This window comes from Vibrio gazogenes (assembly GCF_023920225.1).
GTDB lineage: Bacteria > Pseudomonadota > Gammaproteobacteria > Enterobacterales > Vibrionaceae > Vibrio > Vibrio gazogenes.
In genome coordinates this window covers 1897433-1920227 of the sequence record NZ_CP092587.1, presented here as the reverse complement: position 1 = coordinate 1920227, position 22795 = coordinate 1897433, and the positions used below count along the sequence as shown (strand labels likewise).

Below are 22795 nucleotides of genomic sequence, written 5' to 3'. Positions count from 1 at the left end.
AACAACTACCAGTATGTGGTGAATCCGACGGGATGGGTGGATCCGCTGGGGTTGAATCAGTGTGAGGGGAGTGTCTTACAACATATCCCTCATGAACAAAGAGAAGTATATGAAGAGTTTAAGAGGCATCATGAAGGCATGTTCAAAGATGAAATGTCTACGGTTGATGCATTTGAAACCCTTAGAGACGGTAAATCTCCGTGGCCTATAGGTTATCAACCTAAAACGAGATTAGCTGAACCTGGGGAGAAATTTACAATGATCACTAATACTGGTCGAGGAAACTATCCTGGGCAGTTTGCTTCTCCAAATGATATTCCAGATGCAATATTTGGTAGAAATAATTTGGCAATTATTGACGAATGGAAGCCAACTTTAGATAGAAAAGTCACATATAAGGTTCAGAAACCCTTTGAAGTTGAGTATGGCCCTGTTGGCCCTCAGATAAATAAAGCTGCTGACGGTTCATATTCTTATCTTCCGGGAGGGGGAGAACAAGTAAAATTATTGTATAAAGATTATCAAAATGCAGTTGCTAATGCTGATAATGATTTTACCAAAGATGCTTATATGAAAGTTGTGTCTAATACTAAGCTACCGAAGGTGAAAAAATAATGAAAAAAATAAAAATATTAAAGAAAAGCATTTCATTTTATGTGGGTTTGGATTGGATGAAATTTGAAATTCCTCATATTACACAAGCCATTCTTAGTGAAGATGAGAAGTATGCAGCTTTTTTTTCTAAAGACGAAGGATTGTTTTTATTAGAACTGTCTGAAAAAAAGTTAAAAAAAATAGATATTCTATCTGGTAATTTCTACACATTTGAAAAATCAACTAATGAAGTTGGATTTACAGTTGTATTAGCACACGAAGAACGTCCTGAAAGTGAACTTTTTTGGCAGCACGATATAGATATGAAGAATTTGATGACAGTCAATTATGGGAAAAAATGGAGATAATTAACAGTCTCCTCTAACTCGATTCACAAATTCCCCCTCTCAAAAAAACAGCTGGGCTAAAAATAGTCCCGGCTGTTTCGTTCATATCAACTGATATCGGGGGCGAGCACAATACAGTCCGCTGTGATATTGACGGTGATCTTCGTCTAGGTCTCAAACACAGCCTCACACAGCCTCTTGCCCTTGAAATGAATATCTGGGGTGCAGGTATTGCCCTGATAAATATGTAGCCAACGAGTTACATCTTATATTCCAAAACGAGCCGCAATCGCGGCTCGAAAACTAAATCAACCAATCAATCATTACACCAAATCTTATTCATCCGGTTCTTCATGATAGCGCACGTAATGGGTGGTAATCAGATTATTCAGATACAGCAGCACATTGCGCAGCTCTTGACTATTGTGCCGCTGTTCGGCTTCAAATATTTCTTCTAACTGGCGCAGGTATTCGCGGGCTTTTTGGGCGAATTGGTGATCGTAAGGGATGGTTTCGTACATTATTTGACTCCTGGATAGTGATCAAAATAATTTCACCACGGGAGTTCCTACGCTCGGGTGGTGAACTGGAACAAGGTGTAGGAATGCCGTAATCCAGGACACGGCCAGCCAAAGCTGCCTTGCCCAGCTCACCATAATTCAGATGTGCTGAGGCCGCATATAGTAAAAAACCAACGTAAAGTTAGCAACCTATAATGTCTGGATAGATATCAGCGGGTTCCTACGCCCGGCACCGGATTTTGCCAGTGCAGAGCGTAGGTTATCTGTTTTTCGGAAAATAAAAGTATGAAAAAAGTATGAGATTTTGGGTGTGGGTTCTCAAAATAATCAGCCGATGAGCGTCTGGAATTGATAAAATTCGACTCAGTTGCAGCGCTTTGAAAAGGTGGATTTTGCTCTTTAAAATGTTGGTAGATTGTTAATGATGAAATTTCTTTTTATTGATCAATGATCTATATTTAGAGTGTTCCCCGTACACACGGGGATGAACCGCAATCAATTTTACCCCCCTTAACTTTTTCAGCGTGTTCCCCGTACACACGGGGATGAACCTGACGTCGAGCGAGTCAAGATCGCGCGAGAAATGTGTTCCCCGTACACACGGGGATGAACCGCACACGCTGAGCTGTACAACCGCAAAATTGATGTGTTCCCCGTACACACGGGGATGAACCGGCTTGCTCTGCAAATTGATGAATTAGAAAAAAGTGTTCCCCGTACACACGGGGATGAACCGTAACCCAACTGAGTTATCAGAGGTTGGAATTGGTGTTCCCCGTACACACGGGGATGAACCGCTGAACTTTAAAGGAGCGTGTTTTATTGATCAGTGTTCCCCGTACACACGGGGATGAACCGGATTTCGGATCGTATGCGCTAGGGCTTGGTAAGTGTTCCCCGTACACACGGGGATGAACCGTTTATATCATTAATGAGCATAAAATGGATCGCGTGTTCCCCGTACACACGGGGATGAACCGCATTTCCATGGCGATGCATAGCTTTATAAATAGTGTTCCCCGTACACACGGGGATGAACCGACCTATCAACGCATAGAACGGGGGGAAACGGCGTGTTCCCCGTACACACGGGGATGAACCGGTAATCATTCACGAAATGGATTATGACGAAACGTGTTCCCCGTACACACGGGGATGAACCGCAATTTGATGATGAAAATGCCCGTCAACGAATGTGTTCCCCGTACACACGGGGATGAACCGGCTAAGAGCCTTTCACCAAGTCAAATCAATAAGTGTTCCCCGTACACACGGGGATGAACCGTTTCTCATATTCCTCTTAACGATCCGGAGCCCGTGTTCCCCGTACACACGGGGATGAACCGGTCCGACAGCATCAGCTCACCGGCCATATCTGGTGTTCCCCGTACACACGGGGATGAACCGATCGACCGGGGCGTATTCATTGGTCTGGTTCGGTGTTCCCCGTACACACGGGGATGAACCGATGTCGACTTTGAGAACAACATTATCCATATCGTGTTCCCCGTACACACGGGGATGAACCGATGTCGACTTTGAGAACAACATTATCCATATCGTGTTCCCCGTACACACGGGGATGAACCGGACCCATTGCGACCACGGTCGCAATCACTCGGGTGTTCCCCGTACACACGGGGATGAACCGGCGGAACGTAAACAATTATGGCGTAAACGCGCGTGTTCCCCGTACACACGGGGATGAACCGGCGTCGTTTTTGCCATTGGTAGCTAGTTGATTGTGTTCCCCGTACACACGGGGATGAACCGTTGTTCAATGTGCTGCTTTTGATCTGCCATGCGTGTTCCCCGTACACACGGGGATGAACCGTAACGGCGAACCGCAACCAGCAGGTCATTATCGTGTTCCCCGTACACACGGGGATGAATCGAGCCATACATATGTATTTACATGAGCCTAGCAAATCTAATCCCGAATTTGAGTGGCTAAAACTCATTTCGGGGTATAAATGAGTTACCACCTTTTTAATCATCAAAATTTTCTCGCAAACAATACATCTACGATGCACCGCATGTGATTCAGTCGCGCGAGCTGGCTGGTGGGGCGGTTGCGGTTGCGTCATGACAGTCAGGGCGTGACAGAGCTCTCCTATGACCGCAGCGGGCGGTTGACCAAACAGGTGTTGTCGGGCGGTCAGACCTGTTTTTATGAATACAACGCCTATAACAAGGTCACCAAGTTCACCGATGAGCAGGGCAGAGCCACCACCTACGATTATGAGTTCCCGCTGCATCTGGTGACGAAGAAGACCAACTAGAAATTTTGATACTGAGAATTTCGATGAAAAAGCTTACGAACTCCGTTGGTAACACCAAAATTCACAGCGAAATAATAAGGTGAACGAATATGCCCGTCGATTTTTTAACAAACGAACAAATACACAGTTACGGGCAAATTCTGCGGAGACCCCAACGACGTTCAACTCGCTCGTTACTTTCATTTGTTTGTTGCTGGTTGACAGAGTATAATTTGAGAGTTACGTCGTTGAGTTGTTTATCTGCGTGACTTCGGCGAGATGGCCGATATTTTGGATTGATACGCTTCCGATAAAGAATAGCTTTCGCAAGCGGGGTTACGGGAGAACTGTTTTCAGTTTGTAAAGAGGTTTAGGCATGAGGTTACGGCGATTAATGGATGTAGCCGACCAGATCATAGCTTCTTGATTTAGTTTCATTAATTTAAGCAACAAAGCCTCGTAGATCGGAAGCACTCACTTATAATACTTCATTTACTGTAATAAAAGCGCAATCTTTCTGGCATGCATTTAGTTGATGACCTTAATAAGGAAATTTATGGAAAAATATGTGTTCAGTAGTGATGAGCCTGCTAAATTTGTTCAATTAAAAATACTCTTGATTTGTTTTTTATTCATCTCAACATCTTCCGTTGTCGGTTTCAACATATTATTTTTGTCGAAAATAAATAATATTAACCATGAAAACTATGGGTTTATTTTTGAACTAATCGTCTTATTATTGCTTATATTAATGTTTTTTATCATTCAAACGTCTCCTTTAAATCCAAAAAACTACCTCATTATAAGTATGGGAATGATTCTTTGGATCGTATCTGGAACAATCGACTTTATGGATGAGCTATTCCAACAGCCACTATGGTTATCCGTTTGGGGGGAAGACCTTCTACGATCGGTTGGTATGGTACTGTGTATTATAGGTTTGGGAAGATTAGTCAAAAGTGTTAAGCGATACATCCGTGATATAAAAAAATTAGCTATCTATGATGAATTAACTGAATTGCCCAATCGGCGATTTTTTAATAGCGTATTGTCTAATTATAAAAATCGTACCCTAACTATCATCATACTTGACCTAGATTACTTTAAAAGAATTAATGATACTTATGGACATGAAAAAGGAGATACAGTTCTTCAAGAGTTTGGTCAAATCTTAGCTGACAAAAACCTACCTAACGGCATGTCTGCCCGCTTAGGTGGAGAAGAGTTCGCAGTATTCATAGACACTCAAGAGCGATCAACTGTAGAAAATTACATATCCTCGCTGTTAGAAAGTAGTCGCTCCATAAAAATACACAAAGATACGCAATTGACCGTTAGTGCAGGAATAGCGCTAAAACAGCAACATGAATCGACACACAATGCAATGAAAAGGGCAGACCATGCTTTATATCGGGCAAAAACTAACGGACGTAACCGTTATGAATGGTCAATAGATAAGTAATTCGCTTGATGAAAATATTAGGGATAGGTTGTGTTCGAACCTCTCCTTACATAATAATTTGCTCTAATGTGATAAATACACGTTACACATGGTCAAGTGTATGCAGGAGTTAGCGAAAGCAGAACCTGATATCGATGCACTCTTACCTTGGAACTTCAAACACTAACAATATCGCCTCGTGGGATCATGGGGCGGATACAAAGAATATCAATAGATTTCATAATAGAATTTCCGTGAAGAAACTCTTAAAATTAAAAAGCACAACCCCACAATATGCACTATAGTTTATATTGCCATGAACATGGCAAGCATTTTTAACTCAAGTAAGGCTAGGAACATTATTATGAAAATCGAACATTACAATCACTTTATTGAAGCAATGAAAGCCGTCAGTAAAGAAGTACATATTGAAATCGCTTCCGAAGATTTCAAAGTTCTTAAAACTGGAGGATACAACTTATGTTTCGCGAAAAAAGTAGGTGACACATTCAATGTTGTATGGCACTCAAACTACAAGTATTTACGCTTCGATACCTTTAGTTGGACTCCACTATATCAACTTTTTGGGAGTAATACTTTTGCTGGAGGCGTGACTGTCCATGCTGCGACAGAGAACAGAAATTGCAACCTTGGTCAGACATGTACTCTAGATAGCTATGGAGAACTGAGTTTAGCTAAAGACGGAGGTTCAAGCACCGCACTTACCTTTAACAATGAATATGGTCCAATCCACACTGGTGTCAATCAGTTGCTAACGACTGCAAGTGGGCAAAAAAGTTTACCAATATACGTAAGTGAAGCGCAAGAAGTTGTAGGTAACGTAGAGCTCACACCTAAAGAATCCGTAATGGTTTGGTTTGAGAAAAACATCGAAACATCAACAATGTTCAGTACAGCCAGAAGTAACTCAATAGAGATAGACATGACACAGGTGAACTCTAGCAAAGTGTTGTACAAAGATGGAAAATGGATACTTCAATAAGTATAACCCGTACTTTATCTTTCACAGACGCCAATTAATTGGTGTCCACATAACACAACTATCCGAATTAGATAAGGATTGAACGATGAAAGTTGAATACGAACCATCAGGACTAAGCGACGTCAAAAATTTAAACTTAGATCCGATACAGTTCTCCGAAGCAGTTCAAATTTGGGTCGATCAAAATCAAGAGAACATTAATCCAAACGGAGGGACTGCAAATATTAATTTCAATGGTAGAAACAACTTAGTTACTTATAATGTTAATAATGGCACCTTCTTTATAGTACATGTAAGCTGTATTAGTTCCGACTAGATCTGACACTTCAATTTGAAAAGAAGAGAGTTACCCACTTTGATTAAAGGTGCTTAATCACAAATCAAAGTGGGTAACTCTCATGCTTCATACTAGCAATCCAATCATCAAACACAAAGCGGGCCTTCTCAATCTTGCAGAAGAACTCGGTAATGTATCTAGAGCCTGTAAGGTTATGGGGGTATCAAGAGATACTTTCTACCGTTATCAAGAGTTGGTTGAGACGGGGGGTATTGATGCTCTGATTAACCAGAGCCGAAGGGCACCGAATTTAAAGAACCGTGTTGATAGTGAAACTGAGCAAGCCGTTATCAAATACGCCATCGACTTCCCAGCTCATGGACAAGTTAGAACGAGTAATGAATTACGTAAACTGGGGGTGTTTATCTCTCCAAGGGGTTCTACCCCGTTTTCACGGACGGTTTAGTAAAGACGTAAACTTGCTGTCTTGATTCGCCAGTCTACGTCGCATTCTTGGATTATGGAACCGTTCGATATAATCAAAAATATCTGCTCTGGCTTCATTTCTTGTCCGGTACTGTCGATAATTAATTCGTTCCCGTTTCATCACACCGAAGAACCCTTCACAAGCCGCATTATCTGCACAATGGCCTACAGCACTCATGCTGCTGTTTAAGTAAAGCGCTGATAGTCTCCGCTGGTAAATTGTGTGCCACGATCTGAATGTAAGATAGCATGATGTCTTTCCTGTCGCGGCCAAACCGCCATTTCGACGGCTCGAATCACCATATGACGGTCTTGTCGATGATGCATCGACCAACCAACGATGAGCTTGCTAAATAGGTCAAGCACCACGCACAGATAAAGTTTCCCTTCAAGTGTCCCAATTTCTGTAATGTCTGTGACCCATTTGGTTTCCGGCTCCAAAGCATTAAAGTCCCGCTCAAGATGATTCTTTAAACCGTCAGGACGTGCGGACTTTCGCTTTGCCCCTCGACCTTTTTTACGCGGCCAGCCATAAAGTCCATTCGCTGACATCAGCCTGGCCACACGATTTAAGCTCGCCTTCAACCCTTCGGCTTGCAGATCTTCGTGCATACGTGGTGCGCCGATAATGCCGCCGCTATCATCATGGAGCTCGCGCATTCGTTTTAATAACGTTGCGTTAGCAAGAGTACGCGCACTTGGCTGACGTTCCACCCAAGCATAATAACCACTAGGGGAGACGCGCAAACAACGGCACATGAGGCGAACAGAAAACACATCGCGGCAGCGCAATATCGCAAGATACCTTACGGTAACTCTTTGGCGAAGAACGTTGCCGCTTCTCGCAAAAAATCACGTTCCTTTTTCACTTTAGCTAATTCGCGTTTTAGCCTCGCCATTTCTTCATCACGAGGAGAGCCAGTGCCTTGAAATGCTTTATCTTGTGACTGCTCCGCTTCTCGTTTCCAACGGTTTAATAAGTTAGGATTGATGCCGATATCTAATGCTATCTGACGACAACTGACACCCGGTTGCTGAGTCAGCGCAACGGCTTCGCGTTTGAATTCTGCAGAATATTTTCTTCGCTTGGTCATAGACACTCCTTTTAGGCATAGTATGCCTCTTTATAGATGTGTCCGTAAAATATGGGTAGAACCCTTCCCTTGATATTGGTGAAACGGTTCTCCGACGTTGGGTTAAACAGCTTGAACAAGAGAAAACTGGCGTAACGGCAGGCAATAAAGCGTTAACACCTGAGCAGCGAAAAATTCAGGAGCCAAATATGATGTATTTCTGTCTTGGTCAGGAGAAGGGACTGCTTCGACAGAGAAGGTCATTGATTCTGGGAATGCAGTCACATCAGGTAATCTATTAGCGCCACCGATTTGTTATGATTTAGTTCTTTCATTAGCTATTTCCTGCATTAAAATAGGATTTGAAAAATCCATTTCTTTATCTAAAGCTAAAGGAATTAGCCATTGTAAGTTCGGAATAATATTCTCTGGTAAGTTATCAACTTTTACTATATGAACTTCTTCTTTTTCAATAGTTCTTACATCAAAAGCAAGATCAGAATGAGCATAATATAAATCCAAATGATAAAATCTAGGACGATGAATATGTGAAAAATGAACCCACTCTTCAGCATTTATAATAACTCCCGTCTCCTCTTCAAATTCCCTAGACATAGCATCGCAAGACTTTTCATTTTCTTCTATTTTTCCACCTACGCCATTAAATAATCCTCGTTGCCATTTTGGATTTAGCTTTTTTATTAAAACAACATGTTTAAGATCTTTTGTAAATAGAAAACCAGTTACATAGTATTTCATAAAATTTCCTTTGAATCATAACGTCTTGCTAAAGTGCGACAATCATCAACCCCATTTCTGTAGCTTTACCGACATAGCCAAAGTAAATAGGTACGAATCGTAATACTATTGCAGACATCGCTTTCAGTATTAACTCAAACGTTTTATCTTCTAATTTCAAGTATCTTACTCCCGAGCAGATACCTGTATCACATTTTATTAGTGCGCAGCGCGTTTTGCTCGTTAGACCAGTGAAAACGCGCACAGTTAACTGCCTGTATGTTAAGAACTTATCAGCTTTCTGCCCAATACACCATCTGGAAAACGCGCAAAAATTTTCACTATTTTCCTTGATATCCGGCAATATCAAATGTGAGGGGCGTTGTGCGGGAGAGGGGGAGGGGAATACTCCCTCTTCTAAACCAGATTTTATGACAACGTCGCGTCATGGTTTGTCCAGTATTCATGGTGCAAATCGAAGTGAAGTAATCATGGCAAACACCAACACTGTTCACCTCTGGTTTATTCCGCCGAAAGCATCAGATAGCGCTGCATCGCTTTCACGGTATCTTCGCTGCAATGATGCTCAATGCCTTCCGCATCTGCTTTTGCGCTGGACTCCGGGACGCCCATTTTTATCAGCGTTTCATAAACAATGTGATGTCTTCTGGCCACCTTTTCTGCTAACTGTTTTCCTTCCTGTGTTAAAAACACGCCACGGTATGGTTCAGATTCAACCAGCCCGGCACTTCTCAAACGAGAAATAAACTTAGACACCGCCGCCGGACTGACACCAAACCGTTTTGCCAAATCAGCACTGCGGACTTCTCCCCGGGATTCGAACAAATCCGCAATTTCTTCTACATAATCTTCAACCAATTCAGCCTGATGGTCTTCTTTGACTTTACTGAAGGCACTGCTCTGTTTCACTTTAGGCATAACGTTAAGATACGATCGTGTAATAAATGACATAGATATTTAATCCTATGATCAAGCTACAAATGAGGCTACCTATCCAGGTTACCGATTTACTGTTTGCCATATCACCCATGATGGTACGACGTGCAGTGAAAATAACTAACGGAATCAGAGCAAACGGGATACCGAAACTCAGTACGACTTGACTCGCGACCAATGCTTTTTGCTCATCAACGCCCAGCATAATGACAGCCAGAGCCGGAATCATCGTAATCAGACGACGCACACCAATCGGAATGGTAAAGCGGACAAAACCCTGCATTAATACTTGCCCTGACATCGTACCCACAATCGATGAAGATAATCCCGCCAGTAATAGCCCGACACCAAATACGATACTGGACATTTTACTGCCCATTAATGGCGCAAGTAGCTGATAGCTTTCCGATATTGTCGCCACATCGTGGTAACCGTTAGCGTAGAATGCCGAGGCTGCTAATGCGAGTAATGCCATGTTGACAATCCCGGCTAGTGCCATCCCGACAATCACATCCATACGATAAAATCTGGCGATGGTTTTTTTCTCCTGATTATTTGATGCTTTGATCCGGTCTGTTGCTAACGCGGAGTGCAGATAAATCACATGAGGCATGATGGTTGCGCCCAGAATACCCGAGGCCAGATAAACTGCGTAACTATCCGGGAAATCAGGAATAAACATCCCTTTGGTTAAACTGGCCATATCAGGCCGGCTTAACAGAAGCTCCGTCGCAAACCCACTCGCAATCGCCAGAATCATTGCGCCGATAACAATTTCCATTAAACGGAATCCAAGCCGTTGGGTCAGCAGCGCTAAATATGTGATAACACCTGTCAAAAGTGCACCATAGATCATCGGAATATCAAACAGCAGTTTAAATGCCAGAGCGGCACCCAGAAACTCGGCCAAATCGGTGGCAATTGCAACAACCTCCGCCTGTATCCAGTAAAACCAGACGACAGGTTTCGGGTAACGATCTCGTATTATTTCTGCTAGATTCTTTCCGGTTGCCACGCCTAATCTGGCAGACATACCTTGAATCAACATTGCCATCAGATTCGCGGCCAGCACAACCCATAGCAGTGCATAACCATACTTTGCACCGGCCTCAATATTTGTCGCAAAATTACCAGGATCAACATATGCAACGGCAGCGATTAAAGCAGGGCCGAACATAACCATCCAGCTAAAACCTTTCGCTTTTCCTCGCAGTATATTGGTTGCCTGATACTGGATAGAATTATTCGAAATTGCCTGCAACATTTAACTTACCTCATATAAGTTAACCTTGGTTAATGATCTTATATTCGGTTAAATCGCTGGTTGAAATCTAATCGTTTAATCCTATTGAAATGATAAGTGTTATCAACTAGAGGCGGGCTTACATCATTGTATGATGCACCACCACACTCTGGGCACTTGAGTTCGCTAGGGCACCTTTAGCTGGATCGAATTCACGCTTAAACGACTTTCGATAATTCAAGTTTCGACAGTTCAAGCAAACGAATGCCATATGATACGGTGTTGGCACAGCGCTTCCTCTTACGCCTGACACCGCGTTATAGCGTATTTCCATTGACCAACGACCAATGGTGAGGCATTAATTCGCGGATGGTTTTGAATATCAACTCATTGTTTTCGTTTGAGATTGCTGCTTTGACATCACCACCCCAATGAACCAAACGCTCTTGGCAAATACCACATGGAGATAGAACCAAAAAGTCTCCATTTTCATTTTCACGACATATACACAACGAATGAGTTACCGCTTCATTTAATTTGTGAGCTTCCAAATAAGCCCCAACTTCCATACAAAGTGATAACGCATCATTTTTCACGTCTGGGGCAACACTTGTTAGGATTTTTCCTGATCGGGTTCTCACTGCTGCCGCTCCACCCCAACCTGTCGGATATCGGGTCTCTATTAATTGCACTGCCGCGTCATAAAGATCTTTTTCTATTCTTTCCATTCCATTCATTCCGAATTTTTGAGTGTGCTATCACATCGCGTTATGTTCGAACTTACAGTGCTACGACAGCTTCAATTTCTATCTGCAAATCTGCATGAATGAGCTTGGAAACTTCAACCAACGAGCATGCTGGTAAATTGCCTTCATAGAAATTAAATAATAGCTCTCGGATGCTGCTTAACGCAGACATGTCACGAACAAAAATTGTTAGCTTCACCAGATCACTTTTTAAGCGTTTCTCTAGCCTAAGGATTTCTGAGATTTGTTCCAGAATCTCTTTAGTCTGCGCTGTCAGACCAAAGGTTTGGGCATCTGTACCATAAGCTGTAAGCCCTGAGATATAAAGCGTTTTGTTGTGCTTCGTTGCATGGACATAAGGCCCGGCAATTTGAGGCAAGCTTTCGTAAGTAACCCGTTCAACCACTTGATTTCTCCCTAGAACATAACATTTTATTAGCGCGCAATTGCGGCTCGAAAACTCTCGTTTAGAACTGTGTCATTAAAGGGGAAGTGGACAATTGGACAATTTCGTTCATCACCACAAGAAACCACATCATTTCGAAATCGCATACGAATGCTGAAAATCAATATACCTATCTATTTTGACTGACAATTATAAAACTAACCAAAGTAAGGTTCATACTTGTTGCCAGTTAAATCGGGATAGATAAGCCAACTTTCACAGATTGCATGGCAACGTTTGAAGTAAATTTGAGAATACTATCGTCATCCAGAAACAACTCACGAGTAATCTCTTCATATCGCTGCATACTGGCTGCTGTAACAATTAGTACAAAATCCTTCTCTCCGGCAACATAATAACATTGCTGAACTTCCGGATGATTGGTTACTTTGTTCTTAAAGCGATCAATAACTGATGCGCCTCCTTTTACCATAACGATTTCCACAACAACCGTGACAAAACCACCTAGCTGGCTGGCATTAACTATTGCTACCTCTTTATCGATAACACCGGTTTCTTTTAGTTTTTTGATCCTTCTCTGAATAGCCGTAGCCGAAAGACCAATTTCAATCCCAAGTTCTTCCGATGTTTTCTTGTTGTTGGATTGTAAACTGACGAGTATTTGCCTATCAAAATTATCCATATGCAGTTTTTCCTCGTAATAGTAAATATTATGCAGTATTTGAGATTATATGGGTAAGAAAGGCTGCAATACAAACTATGTATAGACATACACTAGATTGACCAACAACGTAGGGATAAGACTCATGGTAATCAGTAAACAAAAATTCAATCTAGGGATATTATTGGGAGTAATCGCCTCATTAATATGGGGAAGTTGGCCTGTCATCTCTGAAATTGCCACTACACACGCTCTCTCGCCGATAGATATTACATCACTTCGATTTACCATCGCTGGTGCGGTATTATTACCTGTCCTCGTTTATCAATCAGTAAGTCTGCGTTTGATTTTGACGAAAGGCGTTTTTTTGGCAATAGGGGCAGGAGCACCCTACGTGCTTCTCGGCACCTACGGTATTGAGCTTTCTTCCAGTGCTCACTTTGGCACAATAGCCCCAAGCTCAATGCTGGTCTTCTCTTCCTTCGGTAGTGTTCTGTTCTTCAAAGAAAAGTTAGCCTTTTCAAGATGTATGGGCATAACAGCCATTATTGTTGGGGTTACCGTAATAGGGGTAGTCAATTTCAATCGCCTCAACCCAGAGATCCTACTAGGCGATTTAATGTTTGTAGGGTGCGGTGCACTGTGGGCCTCTTTCACACTGTTTAGTAAGTACTGGCAGCTAAACTCATGGGTTGCGACAGCAATGGTCTCAGTTGTTTCAGGTGTTGTGTGCGCCCCTTTTACTATAGAAGTAATTAAAAACAATCCGATTGAGTTATTGATCTATCATGGCATCTATCAGGGTATTTTAGTCGCTATCCTAGCCCTCTACTGTTATTCAAAAAGTGTTGCTATTTTAGGAGCAGCCAGAGGTGCAATTTTTGCATCGTTAGTCCCACCTGTTTCACTGATCTTAAGTTATATCGTTTTAGATGATTTGATGACCACTAATGAAATCATTGGTTCAGTGATTATCTGCGTAGGTATGTCTCTAGCTCTCGGTATTATAAAGCTGAATCGTTCAGGCTTATCGATTAAACAAAGCAGCTCAATTTAAAGCTAATATAACTCTTGATTTAAATAATATTTCAACTTGAGTTGTTGAATAAATATTCATGTATAGAGGTGCTATTATTCTGTCAGGAAATGCAAAGTTCTGGGAGTTTCCAAGCACCTTTTCTAAATCGCCATTCATGACCAAAAATACTGTGATTCCAGCGGGTTGATAGATCACCGAATAAATGCACTAACAAACTTCGGGGTATAAACAAGTTACGTGACGGCTCGCAGTAGGTTCTTTGGAAATTGAGTTCCTGTAGCAAGGGGATAAACGCCTCTAGGCTCTTTGCATTCTCATCGCCAGAAAACTATTGGTCAGCAAACCGACTAGGATAATGAAACCACCTATTACAGTGTAGATCGGTGGTATTTCACCGAAAGTCATCCAAATCCAGATTGGTCCAAATACCGTTTCAAGTAATAAAAAAAATCCAAGATGAACTGAAGGAATAATGCTTGAAGCTTTTGCCAATAGTGATAAAGCTATAAACATGACTACCGCACCTTCTAATAATATTAAAATTAATTTATCACCAGCGACATGAAAATCTAGATTAAAGTAGAAATAGAGAAATATGGCAGCAACAATAGAACCAAATGATGGTGAAAGTGAGACGTTAATGTTACTTTTACGACCAACTACAAAAGCAGAAGCCATACAAATTGCGGTAGCAAATGCAGTCAAATCTCCAATTGATAAAGTCAGCCCTGTACTACTACCAAGCATAACAGTTATTACACCGAGCATTGAAATAATAAAACACATTAAGGTCGACAGGTTAATGCTTTCTTTTGTGAAAATCCTGGATATCACAGCCGCCCATAAAGGTGCAGTGCTTATTATAAATAACATGTTCGAGATTGATGTGAGCATCACAGATACGGGGAATAATATAGATGATAAACCATAAAAGATAGAAGATAATATAAAGTATTTATTTGTAAGGTTAATCTTTTGATAACTTTTTGATGAGAATAGTAGTTGATAAATTAGGATTAATATAGCTGGTAAACTCATAGAAACTGATCGCCAAAAAGCCATACGCTCTGGAGAAAAATCGATGGCTTTTATAAATACAGTATCAAAGCTCAGGACAATACCGCCGATTGTTGCTAAGACATAACCATTTTTAGACATGTTGAATTTCCTTCGTGTTTTTAATTAACAACTTTAATAAAATATGGGTGCAATCAATTTTTTTAACAGTAGATTTCCTCTAATGAAACAAGGAATATGATAGATATTTTGGTTCGGAATAAGTTTTTTCACTGTAATAGTGAAGGGGATTCAGACATATTTAGTAAGTTAGTCATGTTGGATTCAACCACAATGAATGGTGTTTCATAGTCAGTTGGTGATAAAATATTAATAGCTAAACTAGCTAACTTTTTTTTAACATAATAATCAATCCTGAATATTGCAATATTGATAAAATCCTTACCGAGATAGATTTTTTTAGCCAATTTACTGAGTTGATATAAACTTTGAGTTCCCGATTCAGAGATGCTAGCGACATCAACAACCGATTGATATTTTGAATTATTATTTACACACAAGATGCCAAAACCCACTTCAATTGCTAAATGTTTATGCAATGGAAAGAACATAATGTCAGCACCTAAAGCTTCATGATGATATCCAATTGTACCAATTGATTGAGCTGCATCTACAATACTTGATTTCGAAGATATATTACAAACAATTGCATTAATGTTCCAATTCCACCTGGCATGACAATGAACATATCTGAATATCGTGAAAATGCCAGTTTTCTAGTCATAAAATATTTAAATTTTATACCTATTTTTTATGAGAAAGTATATCTGACTCAAATGGAAGAGATATGTTAAGGCCAATTGATTTTTTTTGGAATCTGCTGCGCCTTCTATTACTGCCTCCATTATTCCAGATCCTCCGCCAGAAATAATTTGATAACCTGCGGCAGAAAGCTTATTTGAAAGCTCAAATGCTTTATTATAATAGAAGTCGCCTTTATTTATTCTAGCGCTACCAAAAATAGCAATGCCATTTTTTATTTTAGTCTCATGATAATCGATGGTTTCGATTTTATTTAATATGATATTCTTCATAGCAATCCTTCATCAATGTGTAGTTAATATATATGAATTGCATAATGTTTAAAATCGTATTAAACTAAACTATCGTTTAGTTTTGCTATACACAATGTGTTCATAATGAAAAGAGATCTACCACCATTAAATTCACTCCGAATATTTGAAATGATTGCAGGCTATCCAAGTTTCTCAAAGGCTGCAGAAGAAAACCATATGACTAAAGGCGCCATAAGTCAGCAGATAAAGATTCTTGAAGATTGGTATGGGATTACTTTATTTAATCGGAGTAAGGCCGGAATTGAACTTACTGAAGTTGGGAACATTCTTTTAAATAAGTGCCAATCCGTATTCTCAGAATTGGAGTTCATTTCAGTAAACATAAAAAGATCAAGCCCAAGAACAGTGCTTGAACATAGGTTGTTCTACAAGCCTGTTAAGTAACTGGATATTGCCCAAGTTAAAAGATTATATCAATAATAATGAAGATTTTAAATTTTCCTTTACTTCTTCAAATAGTATTAGTTCAGTATATAATGGCTCTATCGACTGTCTTATTTCTGGTGATAATATATCAATTAAACCAGGTTTTAGAAAAATCACATTACTTAAGTGTAAAGTTGGACTAGTCTGTTCATGTGGTTATTACAAATCAGTTGTAGAGTATTTGGAACCAATTACCGTGGTTAACTCAAAGAGTAAGGAATATGCTTGGTTTGAATGGTGTGAAAAAATGAATTTAAATTTTGAAAATGTTAACCATATAGTCTTAGACACATTGTCTTTGGCATTGGATACTGTAAAAATGGGTGTTGGTGTAACCATAGCACCTTCATTTATAGTAAATTCATCGATAGAAAAGAATGAACTAGTAGCACCATTTGGTTTTCACGACTCTGACTGTGAAATTTATTTATATGTTCCAGACCATTTGCCTTTACTTAAAGATCGAAAACTACAAAATGTGGTAAATCATATAAAAATTCCTGATAATTCCTGATATTTAAATATGTGAATATAATCACCAAACAAAATCTATACTCATGATGTCGATTGGCGATGAAGTTAATCAAGCCTTCGAATTTAGCGCCCTAAAAACTCGGGTTGCTCAAACCGAGACCGACAAAACCGGCCATCGTGTGAACTTGTGAAGTTTATCCCCAGAAACATCCATACTCATCAGAATCAAGGATATGAATAAATTCATCTAATGTTTTCACATGTGTATTTGGTTCGTAGCTGTACCACTTCAAATCAGCCCTCATCCAATAGATTTTCCAACACTGTGATGTTTTAATATAAGTAGATTTAGCAATTGGATGCTCATTTACTATAGAGGGATCTTTCCAGTCAGGTCTTATTTCAAAAATTTCTATACTTTGACCCGATATCCGATAACTAATATCCAGCTTTTTTCTTAGAGATGGTTTTGGCCTGCGTGATTCAATATATGTGCCAATAATCTTTTCATAGCGCTTTTGTTCAAATTCAGAAAATGCCATAACCGCTCCAGTAATAAATGATGTGGTTTTAGTTTATCGGATATTCGCTCGAAAGTGCATGACGGTCAGGTGATTCGCTGAGAGGCGACTGACATACCTGTTTCCGTTTCTTGAGCCGGACACTGACATTGATAAGAGTATTGAGCTCTTCAGGCAGGTGAGGAAAATGTCCCTCTGCTATTTGCTCAAAGATAGCAAGCGAACCGGGATAAATCAGAACTTCATGACCTGCATGAATCATAAAACATGTCTCAGCCAATTCTTCAAGAACATATTGTGACGATAGCGATACAGCCCTTTCTGTCAGCTCATTTTCACTCATTGCCCGAGCGATAAATTTTCCGGAAAAACGATTCACTGCCAATTTGAATTCTGAATTATCGTGATACTCTCGGCGCAAATGATCTAAATAAGATTGTACCCGTTCGTTATGGCAGATATGAGAACCTTTTATAAGATTGAGGGAAAGTTGCGGATGGTTTTTTTCCAACAGGTTCCTGTGTCGTTCTATGTATTCTTCCCCCATTTGTAGCGCTGCCTTTTTTGCTTCGTCTTCTGCGAAACCTTCCCTGATTTGCAGGGTCAGTCTGTGAATATAATCACCAAGCAAAAATGTACACTCATGATGTCGATTGGCGATGAAGTTAATCAGGCCTTCGAATTTAGCGCCCAAAAAACTAGGGTTACTCAAACTGACACCGACAAAACATTTGGGTTTACGCTTCAGATAGTCTCTTCTGGTTTTTGGTGAAACTTGCTGTATTTCTCCCTTGTACTGATGCTGATATGTCATGAAACTCCGAAACTCCTTATGAAAAATTCAAATACAATAAAATTAATGAGATACAATATACTTTATCTCATTAATCGGAAAGAAATTACTTCCTTGTGAGCTTCTGGTGGACTTACCGGGTTTGCTATTTTTTGCGGTCTGTCTTGATGACGCAGAACCATAACCACACCACTAATAATTCATATTCCTCCCCAGAAAACATCGGGTCAGGTCGTTCGTTCAGAATAAAAAATAGATGCAAATTGAGTTACTAAACCGTCTAGTCATTACCAACAGCGTTTTTGAATGAAATAAGTAAAACAGAAGAAATCATTAGAAACTTATAATTAATACCTGAATTTGAGACTGTTCATCATTCTGTATCAGATTGATTCAAATCGAGCCGCAACCGCGGCTCGAAAACTAAATCAACCAATCAATCATTACACCAAATCTGATTCATCTGACTCTCCATGATAGCGCACGTAATGGGTGGTAATCAGATTATTCAGATACAGCAGCACGTTGCGCAGTTCTTGACTATTGTGCCGCTGTTCGGCTTCAAATATTTCTTCTAACTGACGCAGGTATTCGCGGGCTTTTTGGGCGAATTGGTGATCGTAAGGGATGGTCTCGTACATAGTAGATACTCCGTGAGTTACTTTTTACCACCACACAAAGTTCCTACGCTCTGAGTGGTGAACTGAAACAAGGTGTAGGAATACCGCACTCACGATACGGCCAGCAGAAGCTGCCTTGTCCAGCCCACCATAATTCAGATGTGCTGAAGCCGTACATAATAAAAAACCAACATAAAGTTAGCAATCACATATGTTGTGAGTTGTTACGAGTTCCTACGCCCGACACCGGATTTTGCCAGTGCAGAGCGTAGGTTATTTGTTTTTGGGAAAATAAAAGTATTAAAAAAGTATGAGATTTTGGGTGTGGGTTCTCAAAACAATCAGCGATGAGCGTTTCAGCGAATTTGGGGACAGTCAGATTAGGAAAAGTATGTTGATACCTTGGTTGTTTGTATGGGATTTAGAAACTCCCAACTCTCACTTTTTTAGCGAGATCTGAGTTAGTGACTTTGTAAAATCGTTTCCCAGTATTATCATAGCCCCAACTAAAGTATGTACCTGATGCAAAGTGAATAAAGAAAAGACGAGGCTCTCTTAAGTTACCCCTAACGTTGAGTTCAGCTACATTAGCGTGGTTAGCCAAATGCTTCATCCCACGCCATGCTTCGCTATGACTAACTAAGTTATGATCTATTTTACTAACAAAAGAGAAATCTTGGTCGAAAGACAAGTTAGTAAAAATAACGCTATAAGGTAGCCTAAAAACTCTAGTTTTGCCTTTGCGTGAGAGTGTAAATTCACTTTGGTTGTAAGTCACTGTTTGCCAAAGCAAACGGGAAGTTTTCTTTACGAATTGGAGTTCAGGATCAATATGTTTAACTTCGATTCCAAATGGTTTTGGCACAAAGCCAGCATCAATCAAATGCTTGCGTGGATAAGCTACGAAATCGGCATATACTTGATTTTCTGTAATTAAATGAGTTCCAGAAACTTCAGAATACAAATAGAAATCGGGACTTAAATGCTTAATAAGCCAAGATTTAAGACCTTTTTCATCAATAGCTAAAGGACTACCAGCTTTTTTAGTATGCTGAAGTTTTAACTCTTCAGCAAAATTAGCCTGAAGAACTTCTTTAGCCGCCCCCTCGCCCAGAGCACTCCTGATATCGGAAAGCAATAAGGTCAACTTTTTTTCAAATTCTTGCTTTGCTATCTTTCGTTCTTCAAAGTTCATTGTTGCCTTTTTGGTCGTGAGCCCTAACAGTTATTATACAAATATAGCCTATATAAAATTGTGAGAAATTACAGATACCATTTAATTAACATACTGTTTTATAAGTCTTAAACTTCCCTGAATTCACAAGTTACAGAAGATGTCTGTATACATTTTCTCTACTAGATGCATATTCTGCTATTAGGAAAAATAGGTCAAGAACTAACATAAGACAGTGGTCAGGAACCTAGGCCCAATACATTCCGGGGCACAAACTAATGATTACCTCACCGTTTTAATCATCAAAACCTTCTCGCAAATCATACACCTATGATGCACCGGATGTGATTCAGTCCCGCGAGCTGTCCGGTGGCGTGGTGTTCTGCTGGGAGTACAGGGTAGGTGGTTGGTCGGTGGAAGATCACAGCCATAGAGCAAATATTGATTTGAATCATATTATTGATATAAAAAGCAAATAGTTAGAATGAGTTCTCTATAATTAAAAAAATACAACTTGATTAACCTTGAGGTATTGATGAAACATCTCAGTTTACTTGCTCGTTTTAGTGCCGCAGGCTTTATGTCGATTCTCTTGGTCTGCTTTTTATTTATCTGGGGCGCGGTGCGTTTAGCTCAGCAGTTATCGGATGACTTTATTTTTACAAAGATGGCCGGGTTGGAACAACAGGTACAGTTTCAAATCGATTCGATCCTGTCCAAAAGTCAGTTAGCGGTAGATACGATTGCCGCTTTGCCTGACGTCCAAAAGGCCGTCGCACAGCATGATAAGAATAAATTGAGTGAGCTGTTTGATGCGCAATGGCCACATATCCGGGCATCGGGAGTCAGTCAGTTTCAATTCCACATTCCGCCGGCCGATTCACTCTACCGGGTTCATAAACCGGGAAAAAGTGGTGATGATTTATCGTCTTTTCGCCATACGGTGGTTGATGTCAATACTTCGCATCGGCCTATCTCCGGAATTGAAGCCGGTGTTGCTGGGCTCGGTCTGCGTTATGTTGCCCCGATCAGTTTTGAAGGGAAACCTGTCGGTAGTGTCGAATTCGGGATGACATTGAACCGGGAGACCTTCGCGAACTTACTCAGAGATGAATTGACGGATGTAGCGATTCGCGTCCGGAAAAACAATGGATTGAAGGATGTGGTCACTCCCCGGACGGGAGATGTGCCGGTTTTGACGCCGGAGCAATATCAGCAGGTTATTTCCGGTCAGACGATGGATATCCGTTCAGAGCAGCAAGGTCATGAAACGGCCATCAGAGTTTTCCCGCTGAAAGACTATTCCGGAAAAGCTATCGGGGTGGTTGAAGTCAGCTATCGTATCTCCCAGTTACAAGCGATGATTTGGTCTGATATCGTGATGATGATGATATACGGGCTGATCAGTGCATTCGTCGTCGCAGGGGGATTGATATGGATGACCCGTTACTCGATCCGTCCGATGAAGGACATCATTGATGCCATCGAAAAAATGGTTGAAGGACAACAAGGGTTAGATGCCAGACTGGAAGAAGGTGGCCCTCGGGAGATAGAAAGCCTGACCCGGGTTTTCAATCGTTTTTGCGATAAGTTGCAGGCGACTTTTTACCAAATGTCAGATGCGATCAATCATATGGTCGTCCAGTCAGAGCATTTATCGAACGAATCGGTGATAACCGACAAAGGGATGAAGGAACAAAAAGATCAGCTTACCTATGTGTCAACAGCGATGACGGAAATGACGGCAACGGTACATGATGTTACCCGAAATATTGTGCAGGCCGCCGACAGTACATCGCAGGCAAATGATCAATCTCAGGTCAGTAAAGAAGTTCTGCAAAAAGCTATCAATCAGATGCTTCAACTGGACGAATCCATTCATCAGATCGGGGATCTGAGTACTCAGGTTCATGACGCCAGTACTTCAATCGCATCGATTCTCGAAGTCATACAAAATATTTCTGAACAGACGAATTTATTGGCACTGAATGCAGCAATTGAGGCTGCCCGTGCGGGAGAGCAGGGACGGGGATTTGCTGTCGTTGCCGGTGAAGTGAGAAATCTGGCACAAAAAACGCAGGAATCAACGGAGGAGATCCGCCAGAAAATCACGATTCTGGAAAACAGTGTGAATGCTACGATTGTGGTGATTCAGTCCAGTCAAGAACAGGCTCGACAAAGTGTCGATAATGTTCAGGTCGCCGGTGGGGCAATCTCTGAGATGGAACACTCTGTCGGGCAGATTAATGAGATGACGACTCAGATAGCGGCTGCCTCCGAACAACAAGTTCAGGTCTCCGATGAAGTGAATGCGAACATCAGTAAAATTCATGAGTTAGCCGAGACTACGGCCAGCTCTTCACTTCTGACTGCGAAACTATCAGCGGAGATTGCCAATGATGTGGAACAACTGAATAAATATTGTACCAGTTTCGGCGGTGATTCTGATGCACAGAAATTGAAACAGGCAAAGACATCCCATCTGGCATGGAAAACCATTATCCGCAGTTATCTGTCCGGATTAACGCAGATGGATCAGCAAGAAATCGTCTCTCATAAAGAGTGTCATTTTGGCCAGTGGTATGACGCGGTCGGTCGGCAGAAATTTAGCGGCATTCCGGCTGCGGCGGCAATTGATATGCCGCATAGTGAGATGCACGCAACCATCAAGAAAATTATTCAGGCCAAAGAAAGCGGTGACATGATTGAGGCTGATCGTTTATTTCAGGATATGGAAAAATATTCCTCTGATCTTATCGCACTGCTCGATGAAATTATTCTTCAGGTAGAGCAGCAGGAAACCGCTAGAAAACAAAAAAACTAAATTTTAAAACGAGCCGC

The 22795-nt window shown here is 40.9% G+C and carries 27 protein-coding genes, 2 pseudogenes and 1 CRISPR repeat array; of the genes and pseudogenes, 12 read left to right on the top strand and 17 right to left on the bottom strand.

The features are described 5' to 3' along the window. The first annotated feature begins 138 nt into the window (after nucleotides 1-138). Both MKS89_RS08585 and MKS89_RS08580 read left to right on the top strand, forming a co-directional pair. On the top strand, nucleotides 139-615 hold the full coding sequence (locus tag MKS89_RS08585) for a TNT domain-containing protein (protein ID WP_165614826.1): 477 nt from the start codon (nucleotides 139-141) through the stop codon (nucleotides 613-615). Beyond that, nucleotides 615-962 (top strand): hypothetical protein, encoded by a 348-nt coding sequence (locus MKS89_RS08580; RefSeq protein WP_072961410.1) that lies wholly within the window; start codon nucleotides 615-617, stop codon nucleotides 960-962. The genes MKS89_RS08585 and MKS89_RS08580 overlap by 1 nt, the downstream gene beginning before the upstream one ends. 314 nt (nucleotides 963-1276) lie before the next feature. Here MKS89_RS08580 and MKS89_RS08575 read toward each other — a convergent pair whose 3' ends face one another. Further along, complete coding sequence (locus tag MKS89_RS08575; RefSeq protein WP_072961407.1) at nucleotides 1277-1462, bottom strand: hypothetical protein; 186 nt, start codon at nucleotides 1460-1462, stop codon at nucleotides 1277-1279. 463 nt (nucleotides 1463-1925) lie between these two features. Then, nucleotides 1926-3357: a CRISPR direct-repeat array (repeat unit 29 nt; unit sequence GTGTTCCCCGTACACACGGGGATGAACCG). Nucleotides 3358-3540: 183 nt separating this feature from the next. On the opposite strand from MKS89_RS08575, the gene MKS89_RS08570 reads away from it, so the two are divergent. The 5 genes and pseudogenes from MKS89_RS08570 to MKS89_RS08550 form a co-directional block, all read left to right on the top strand. Further along, nucleotides 3541-3744 carry an RHS repeat domain-containing protein gene (locus MKS89_RS08570; RefSeq protein WP_159439563.1) on the top strand — a complete coding sequence of 68 codons (204 nt, stop codon included), beginning with the start codon at nucleotides 3541-3543 and terminating at the stop codon, nucleotides 3742-3744. A 535-nt stretch (nucleotides 3745-4279) separates the two neighbouring features. Beyond that, nucleotides 4280-5185 carry a GGDEF domain-containing protein gene (locus MKS89_RS08565; protein WP_072961404.1) on the top strand — a complete coding sequence of 302 codons (906 nt, stop codon included), beginning with the start codon at nucleotides 4280-4282 and terminating at the stop codon, nucleotides 5183-5185. 343 nt (nucleotides 5186-5528) lie between these two features. Then, entirely contained in the window at nucleotides 5529-6167 is a 639-nt protein-coding gene (locus MKS89_RS08560) for a hypothetical protein (protein WP_072961402.1), read from the top strand. An 85-nt stretch (nucleotides 6168-6252) separates the two neighbouring features. Then, nucleotides 6253-6483 carry a hypothetical protein gene (locus MKS89_RS08555; protein ID WP_072961400.1) on the top strand — a complete coding sequence of 77 codons (231 nt, stop codon included), beginning with the start codon at nucleotides 6253-6255 and terminating at the stop codon, nucleotides 6481-6483. Between the two features lie 82 nt (nucleotides 6484-6565). After that, nucleotides 6566-6883 (top strand): annotated as a pseudogene (locus tag MKS89_RS08550) (helix-turn-helix domain-containing protein); the annotation flags it as partial. 1 nt (nucleotide 6884) lies between these two features. Here MKS89_RS08550 and MKS89_RS08545 read toward each other — a convergent pair. Next, nucleotides 6885-8024 (bottom strand): annotated as a pseudogene (locus MKS89_RS08545) (IS3 family transposase). Between the two features lie 74 nt (nucleotides 8025-8098). Here MKS89_RS08545 and MKS89_RS21060 point away from each other — a divergent pair. Continuing rightward, nucleotides 8099-8305 carry a hypothetical protein gene (locus tag MKS89_RS21060; RefSeq protein ID WP_072957512.1) on the top strand — a complete coding sequence of 69 codons (207 nt, stop codon included), beginning with the start codon at nucleotides 8099-8101 and terminating at the stop codon, nucleotides 8303-8305. A 13-nt stretch (nucleotides 8306-8318) separates the two neighbouring features. Here MKS89_RS21060 and MKS89_RS08535 read toward each other — a convergent pair whose 3' ends face one another. The 7 genes from MKS89_RS08535 to MKS89_RS08510 form a co-directional block, all read right to left on the bottom strand. Then, complete coding sequence (locus MKS89_RS08535; protein WP_072957516.1) at nucleotides 8319-8762, bottom strand: NUDIX hydrolase; 444 nt, start codon at nucleotides 8760-8762, stop codon at nucleotides 8319-8321. Between the two features lie 28 nt (nucleotides 8763-8790). Then, on the bottom strand, nucleotides 8791-8922 hold the full coding sequence (locus tag MKS89_RS20900) for a hypothetical protein (RefSeq protein WP_261859387.1): 132 nt from the start codon (nucleotides 8920-8922) through the stop codon (nucleotides 8791-8793). A gap of 341 nt (nucleotides 8923-9263) precedes the next feature. Then, on the bottom strand, nucleotides 9264-9713 hold the full coding sequence (gene mntR, locus MKS89_RS08530) for a manganese-binding transcriptional regulator MntR (protein ID WP_205409094.1): 450 nt from the start codon (nucleotides 9711-9713) through the stop codon (nucleotides 9264-9266). Further along, nucleotides 9685-10962 (bottom strand): Nramp family divalent metal transporter, encoded by a 1278-nt coding sequence (locus tag MKS89_RS08525; RefSeq protein ID WP_072957519.1) that lies wholly within the window; start codon nucleotides 10960-10962, stop codon nucleotides 9685-9687. The genes mntR and MKS89_RS08525 overlap by 29 nt, the downstream gene beginning before the upstream one ends. A 296-nt stretch (nucleotides 10963-11258) precedes the next feature. Further along, nucleotides 11259-11669, bottom strand: a complete 411-nt coding sequence (locus tag MKS89_RS08520; protein WP_072957522.1) for a cytidine deaminase — start codon at nucleotides 11667-11669, stop codon at nucleotides 11259-11261. Nucleotides 11670-11721: 52 nt separating this feature from the next. After that, on the bottom strand, nucleotides 11722-12093 hold the full coding sequence (locus tag MKS89_RS08515) for a RidA family protein (RefSeq protein ID WP_072957524.1): 372 nt from the start codon (nucleotides 12091-12093) through the stop codon (nucleotides 11722-11724). Nucleotides 12094-12322: 229 nt separating this feature from the next. Beyond that, the gene (locus tag MKS89_RS08510; protein ID WP_072957527.1) at nucleotides 12323-12775 is read right to left on the bottom strand and encodes an Lrp/AsnC family transcriptional regulator; all 453 of its coding nucleotides are present in this window, start codon (nucleotides 12773-12775) and stop codon (nucleotides 12323-12325) included. A 124-nt stretch (nucleotides 12776-12899) separates the two neighbouring features. Between MKS89_RS08510 and MKS89_RS08505 the strand changes: the two genes are divergently transcribed. Then, complete coding sequence (locus MKS89_RS08505) at nucleotides 12900-13811, top strand: DMT family transporter (RefSeq protein ID WP_072957529.1); 912 nt, start codon at nucleotides 12900-12902, stop codon at nucleotides 13809-13811. Between the two features lie 279 nt (nucleotides 13812-14090). Here the strand turns inward: MKS89_RS08505 and MKS89_RS08500 are convergent, their stop codons facing one another. The 4 genes from MKS89_RS08500 to MKS89_RS08490 all read right to left on the bottom strand — a co-directional run bounded on the left by MKS89_RS08500 (nucleotide 14091) and on the right by MKS89_RS08490 (nucleotide 15904). Then, a complete protein-coding gene (locus MKS89_RS08500) occupies nucleotides 14091-14951 on the bottom strand; it encodes a DMT family transporter (protein WP_072957532.1) in 861 nt (286 codons plus the stop codon). 128 nt (nucleotides 14952-15079) lie between these two features. Continuing rightward, nucleotides 15080-15421, bottom strand: a complete 342-nt coding sequence (locus tag MKS89_RS08495; RefSeq protein ID WP_072957535.1) for a hypothetical protein — start codon at nucleotides 15419-15421, stop codon at nucleotides 15080-15082. Between the two features lie 59 nt (nucleotides 15422-15480). After that, entirely contained in the window at nucleotides 15481-15558 is a 78-nt protein-coding gene (locus MKS89_RS20960) for a hypothetical protein (RefSeq protein ID WP_353844461.1), read from the bottom strand. A 43-nt stretch (nucleotides 15559-15601) separates the two neighbouring features. Continuing rightward, a complete protein-coding gene (locus MKS89_RS08490; RefSeq protein WP_072957538.1) occupies nucleotides 15602-15904 on the bottom strand; it encodes an SLOG cluster 4 domain-containing protein in 303 nt (100 codons plus the stop codon). Between the two features lie 105 nt (nucleotides 15905-16009). On the opposite strand from MKS89_RS08490, the gene MKS89_RS08485 reads away from it, so the two are divergent. Beyond that, the gene (locus MKS89_RS08485) at nucleotides 16010-16330 is read left to right on the top strand and encodes a LysR family transcriptional regulator (RefSeq protein ID WP_072957541.1); all 321 of its coding nucleotides are present in this window, start codon (nucleotides 16010-16012) and stop codon (nucleotides 16328-16330) included. 7 nt (nucleotides 16331-16337) lie between these two features. Next, nucleotides 16338-16886 (top strand): LysR substrate-binding domain-containing protein, encoded by a 549-nt coding sequence (locus tag MKS89_RS08480; RefSeq protein WP_235862454.1) that lies wholly within the window; start codon nucleotides 16338-16340, stop codon nucleotides 16884-16886. A 154-nt stretch (nucleotides 16887-17040) separates the two neighbouring features. On the opposite strand, the gene MKS89_RS08475 is transcribed toward MKS89_RS08480, so the two are convergent. The 4 genes from MKS89_RS08475 to MKS89_RS08460 all read right to left on the bottom strand — a co-directional run bounded on the left by MKS89_RS08475 (nucleotide 17041) and on the right by MKS89_RS08460 (nucleotide 19975). Further along, complete coding sequence (locus MKS89_RS08475; RefSeq protein WP_072957545.1) at nucleotides 17041-17388, bottom strand: DUF3024 domain-containing protein; 348 nt, start codon at nucleotides 17386-17388, stop codon at nucleotides 17041-17043. Between the two features lie 28 nt (nucleotides 17389-17416). Continuing rightward, nucleotides 17417-18181: a tRNA-dependent cyclodipeptide synthase gene (locus tag MKS89_RS08470; protein ID WP_072957547.1), complete on the bottom strand. Its 765-nt coding sequence runs from the start codon at nucleotides 18179-18181 to the stop codon at nucleotides 17417-17419. Nucleotides 18182-18603: 422 nt separating this feature from the next. Then, entirely contained in the window at nucleotides 18604-18801 is a 198-nt protein-coding gene (locus MKS89_RS08465) for a hypothetical protein (protein ID WP_072957550.1), read from the bottom strand. A 400-nt stretch (nucleotides 18802-19201) separates the two neighbouring features. After that, nucleotides 19202-19975 carry a hypothetical protein gene (locus tag MKS89_RS08460; protein ID WP_072957553.1) on the bottom strand — a complete coding sequence of 258 codons (774 nt, stop codon included), beginning with the start codon at nucleotides 19973-19975 and terminating at the stop codon, nucleotides 19202-19204. Nucleotides 19976-20489: 514 nt separating this feature from the next. Here MKS89_RS08460 and MKS89_RS08455 point away from each other — a divergent pair. Beyond that, nucleotides 20490-22778 carry a methyl-accepting chemotaxis protein gene (locus tag MKS89_RS08455; protein WP_072957555.1) on the top strand — a complete coding sequence of 763 codons (2289 nt, stop codon included), beginning with the start codon at nucleotides 20490-20492 and terminating at the stop codon, nucleotides 22776-22778. Nucleotides 22779-22795: the final 17 nt, after the last annotated feature.

Bases quoted from the DNA above. Each gene is read 5' to 3' on its own strand.
- MKS89_RS08585 (WP_165614826.1), top strand. From the start codon at position 139: ATGTTCAAAGATGAAATGTCTACGGTTGATGCATTTGAAACCCTTAGA.
- MKS89_RS08580 (WP_072961410.1), top strand. From the start codon at position 615: ATGAAAAAAATAAAAATATTAAAGAAAAGCATTTCATTTTATGTGGGT.
- MKS89_RS08575 (WP_072961407.1), bottom strand. From the start codon at position 1,462: ATGTACGAAACCATCCCTTACGATCACCAATTCGCCCAAAAAGCCCGC.
- MKS89_RS08565 (WP_072961404.1), top strand. From the start codon at position 4,280: ATGGAAAAATATGTGTTCAGTAGTGATGAGCCTGCTAAATTTGTTCAA.
- MKS89_RS08560 (WP_072961402.1), top strand. From the start codon at position 5,529: ATGAAAATCGAACATTACAATCACTTTATTGAAGCAATGAAAGCCGTC.
- MKS89_RS08555 (WP_072961400.1), top strand. From the start codon at position 6,253: ATGAAAGTTGAATACGAACCATCAGGACTAAGCGACGTCAAAAATTTA.
- MKS89_RS08535 (WP_072957516.1), bottom strand. From the start codon at position 8,762: ATGAAATACTATGTAACTGGTTTTCTATTTACAAAAGATCTTAAACAT.
- mntR (WP_205409094.1), bottom strand. From the start codon at position 9,713: ATGTCATTTATTACACGATCGTATCTTAACGTTATGCCTAAAGTGAAA.
- MKS89_RS08525 (WP_072957519.1), bottom strand. From the start codon at position 10,962: ATGTTGCAGGCAATTTCGAATAATTCTATCCAGTATCAGGCAACCAAT.
- MKS89_RS08520 (WP_072957522.1), bottom strand. From the start codon at position 11,669: ATGGAAAGAATAGAAAAAGATCTTTATGACGCGGCAGTGCAATTAATA.
- MKS89_RS08510 (WP_072957527.1), bottom strand. From the start codon at position 12,775: ATGGATAATTTTGATAGGCAAATACTCGTCAGTTTACAATCCAACAAC.
- MKS89_RS08505 (WP_072957529.1), top strand. From the start codon at position 12,900: ATGGTAATCAGTAAACAAAAATTCAATCTAGGGATATTATTGGGAGTA.
- MKS89_RS08500 (WP_072957532.1), bottom strand. From the start codon at position 14,951: ATGTCTAAAAATGGTTATGTCTTAGCAACAATCGGCGGTATTGTCCTG.
- MKS89_RS08495 (WP_072957535.1), bottom strand. From the start codon at position 15,421: ATGTTCTTTCCATTGCATAAACATTTAGCAATTGAAGTGGGTTTTGGC.
- MKS89_RS20960 (WP_353844461.1), bottom strand. From the start codon at position 15,558: ATGTTCATTGTCATGCCAGGTGGAATTGGAACATTAATGCAATTGTTT.
- MKS89_RS08490 (WP_072957538.1), bottom strand. From the start codon at position 15,904: ATGAAGAATATCATATTAAATAAAATCGAAACCATCGATTATCATGAG.
- MKS89_RS08485 (WP_072957541.1), top strand. From the start codon at position 16,010: ATGAAAAGAGATCTACCACCATTAAATTCACTCCGAATATTTGAAATG.
- MKS89_RS08475 (WP_072957545.1), bottom strand. From the start codon at position 17,388: ATGGCATTTTCTGAATTTGAACAAAAGCGCTATGAAAAGATTATTGGC.
- MKS89_RS08470 (WP_072957547.1), bottom strand. From the start codon at position 18,181: ATGACATATCAGCATCAGTACAAGGGAGAAATACAGCAAGTTTCACCA.
- MKS89_RS08465 (WP_072957550.1), bottom strand. From the start codon at position 18,801: ATGTACGAGACCATCCCTTACGATCACCAATTCGCCCAAAAAGCCCGC.
- MKS89_RS08460 (WP_072957553.1), bottom strand. From the start codon at position 19,975: ATGAACTTTGAAGAACGAAAGATAGCAAAGCAAGAATTTGAAAAAAAG.
- MKS89_RS08455 (WP_072957555.1), top strand. From the start codon at position 20,490: ATGAAACATCTCAGTTTACTTGCTCGTTTTAGTGCCGCAGGCTTTATG.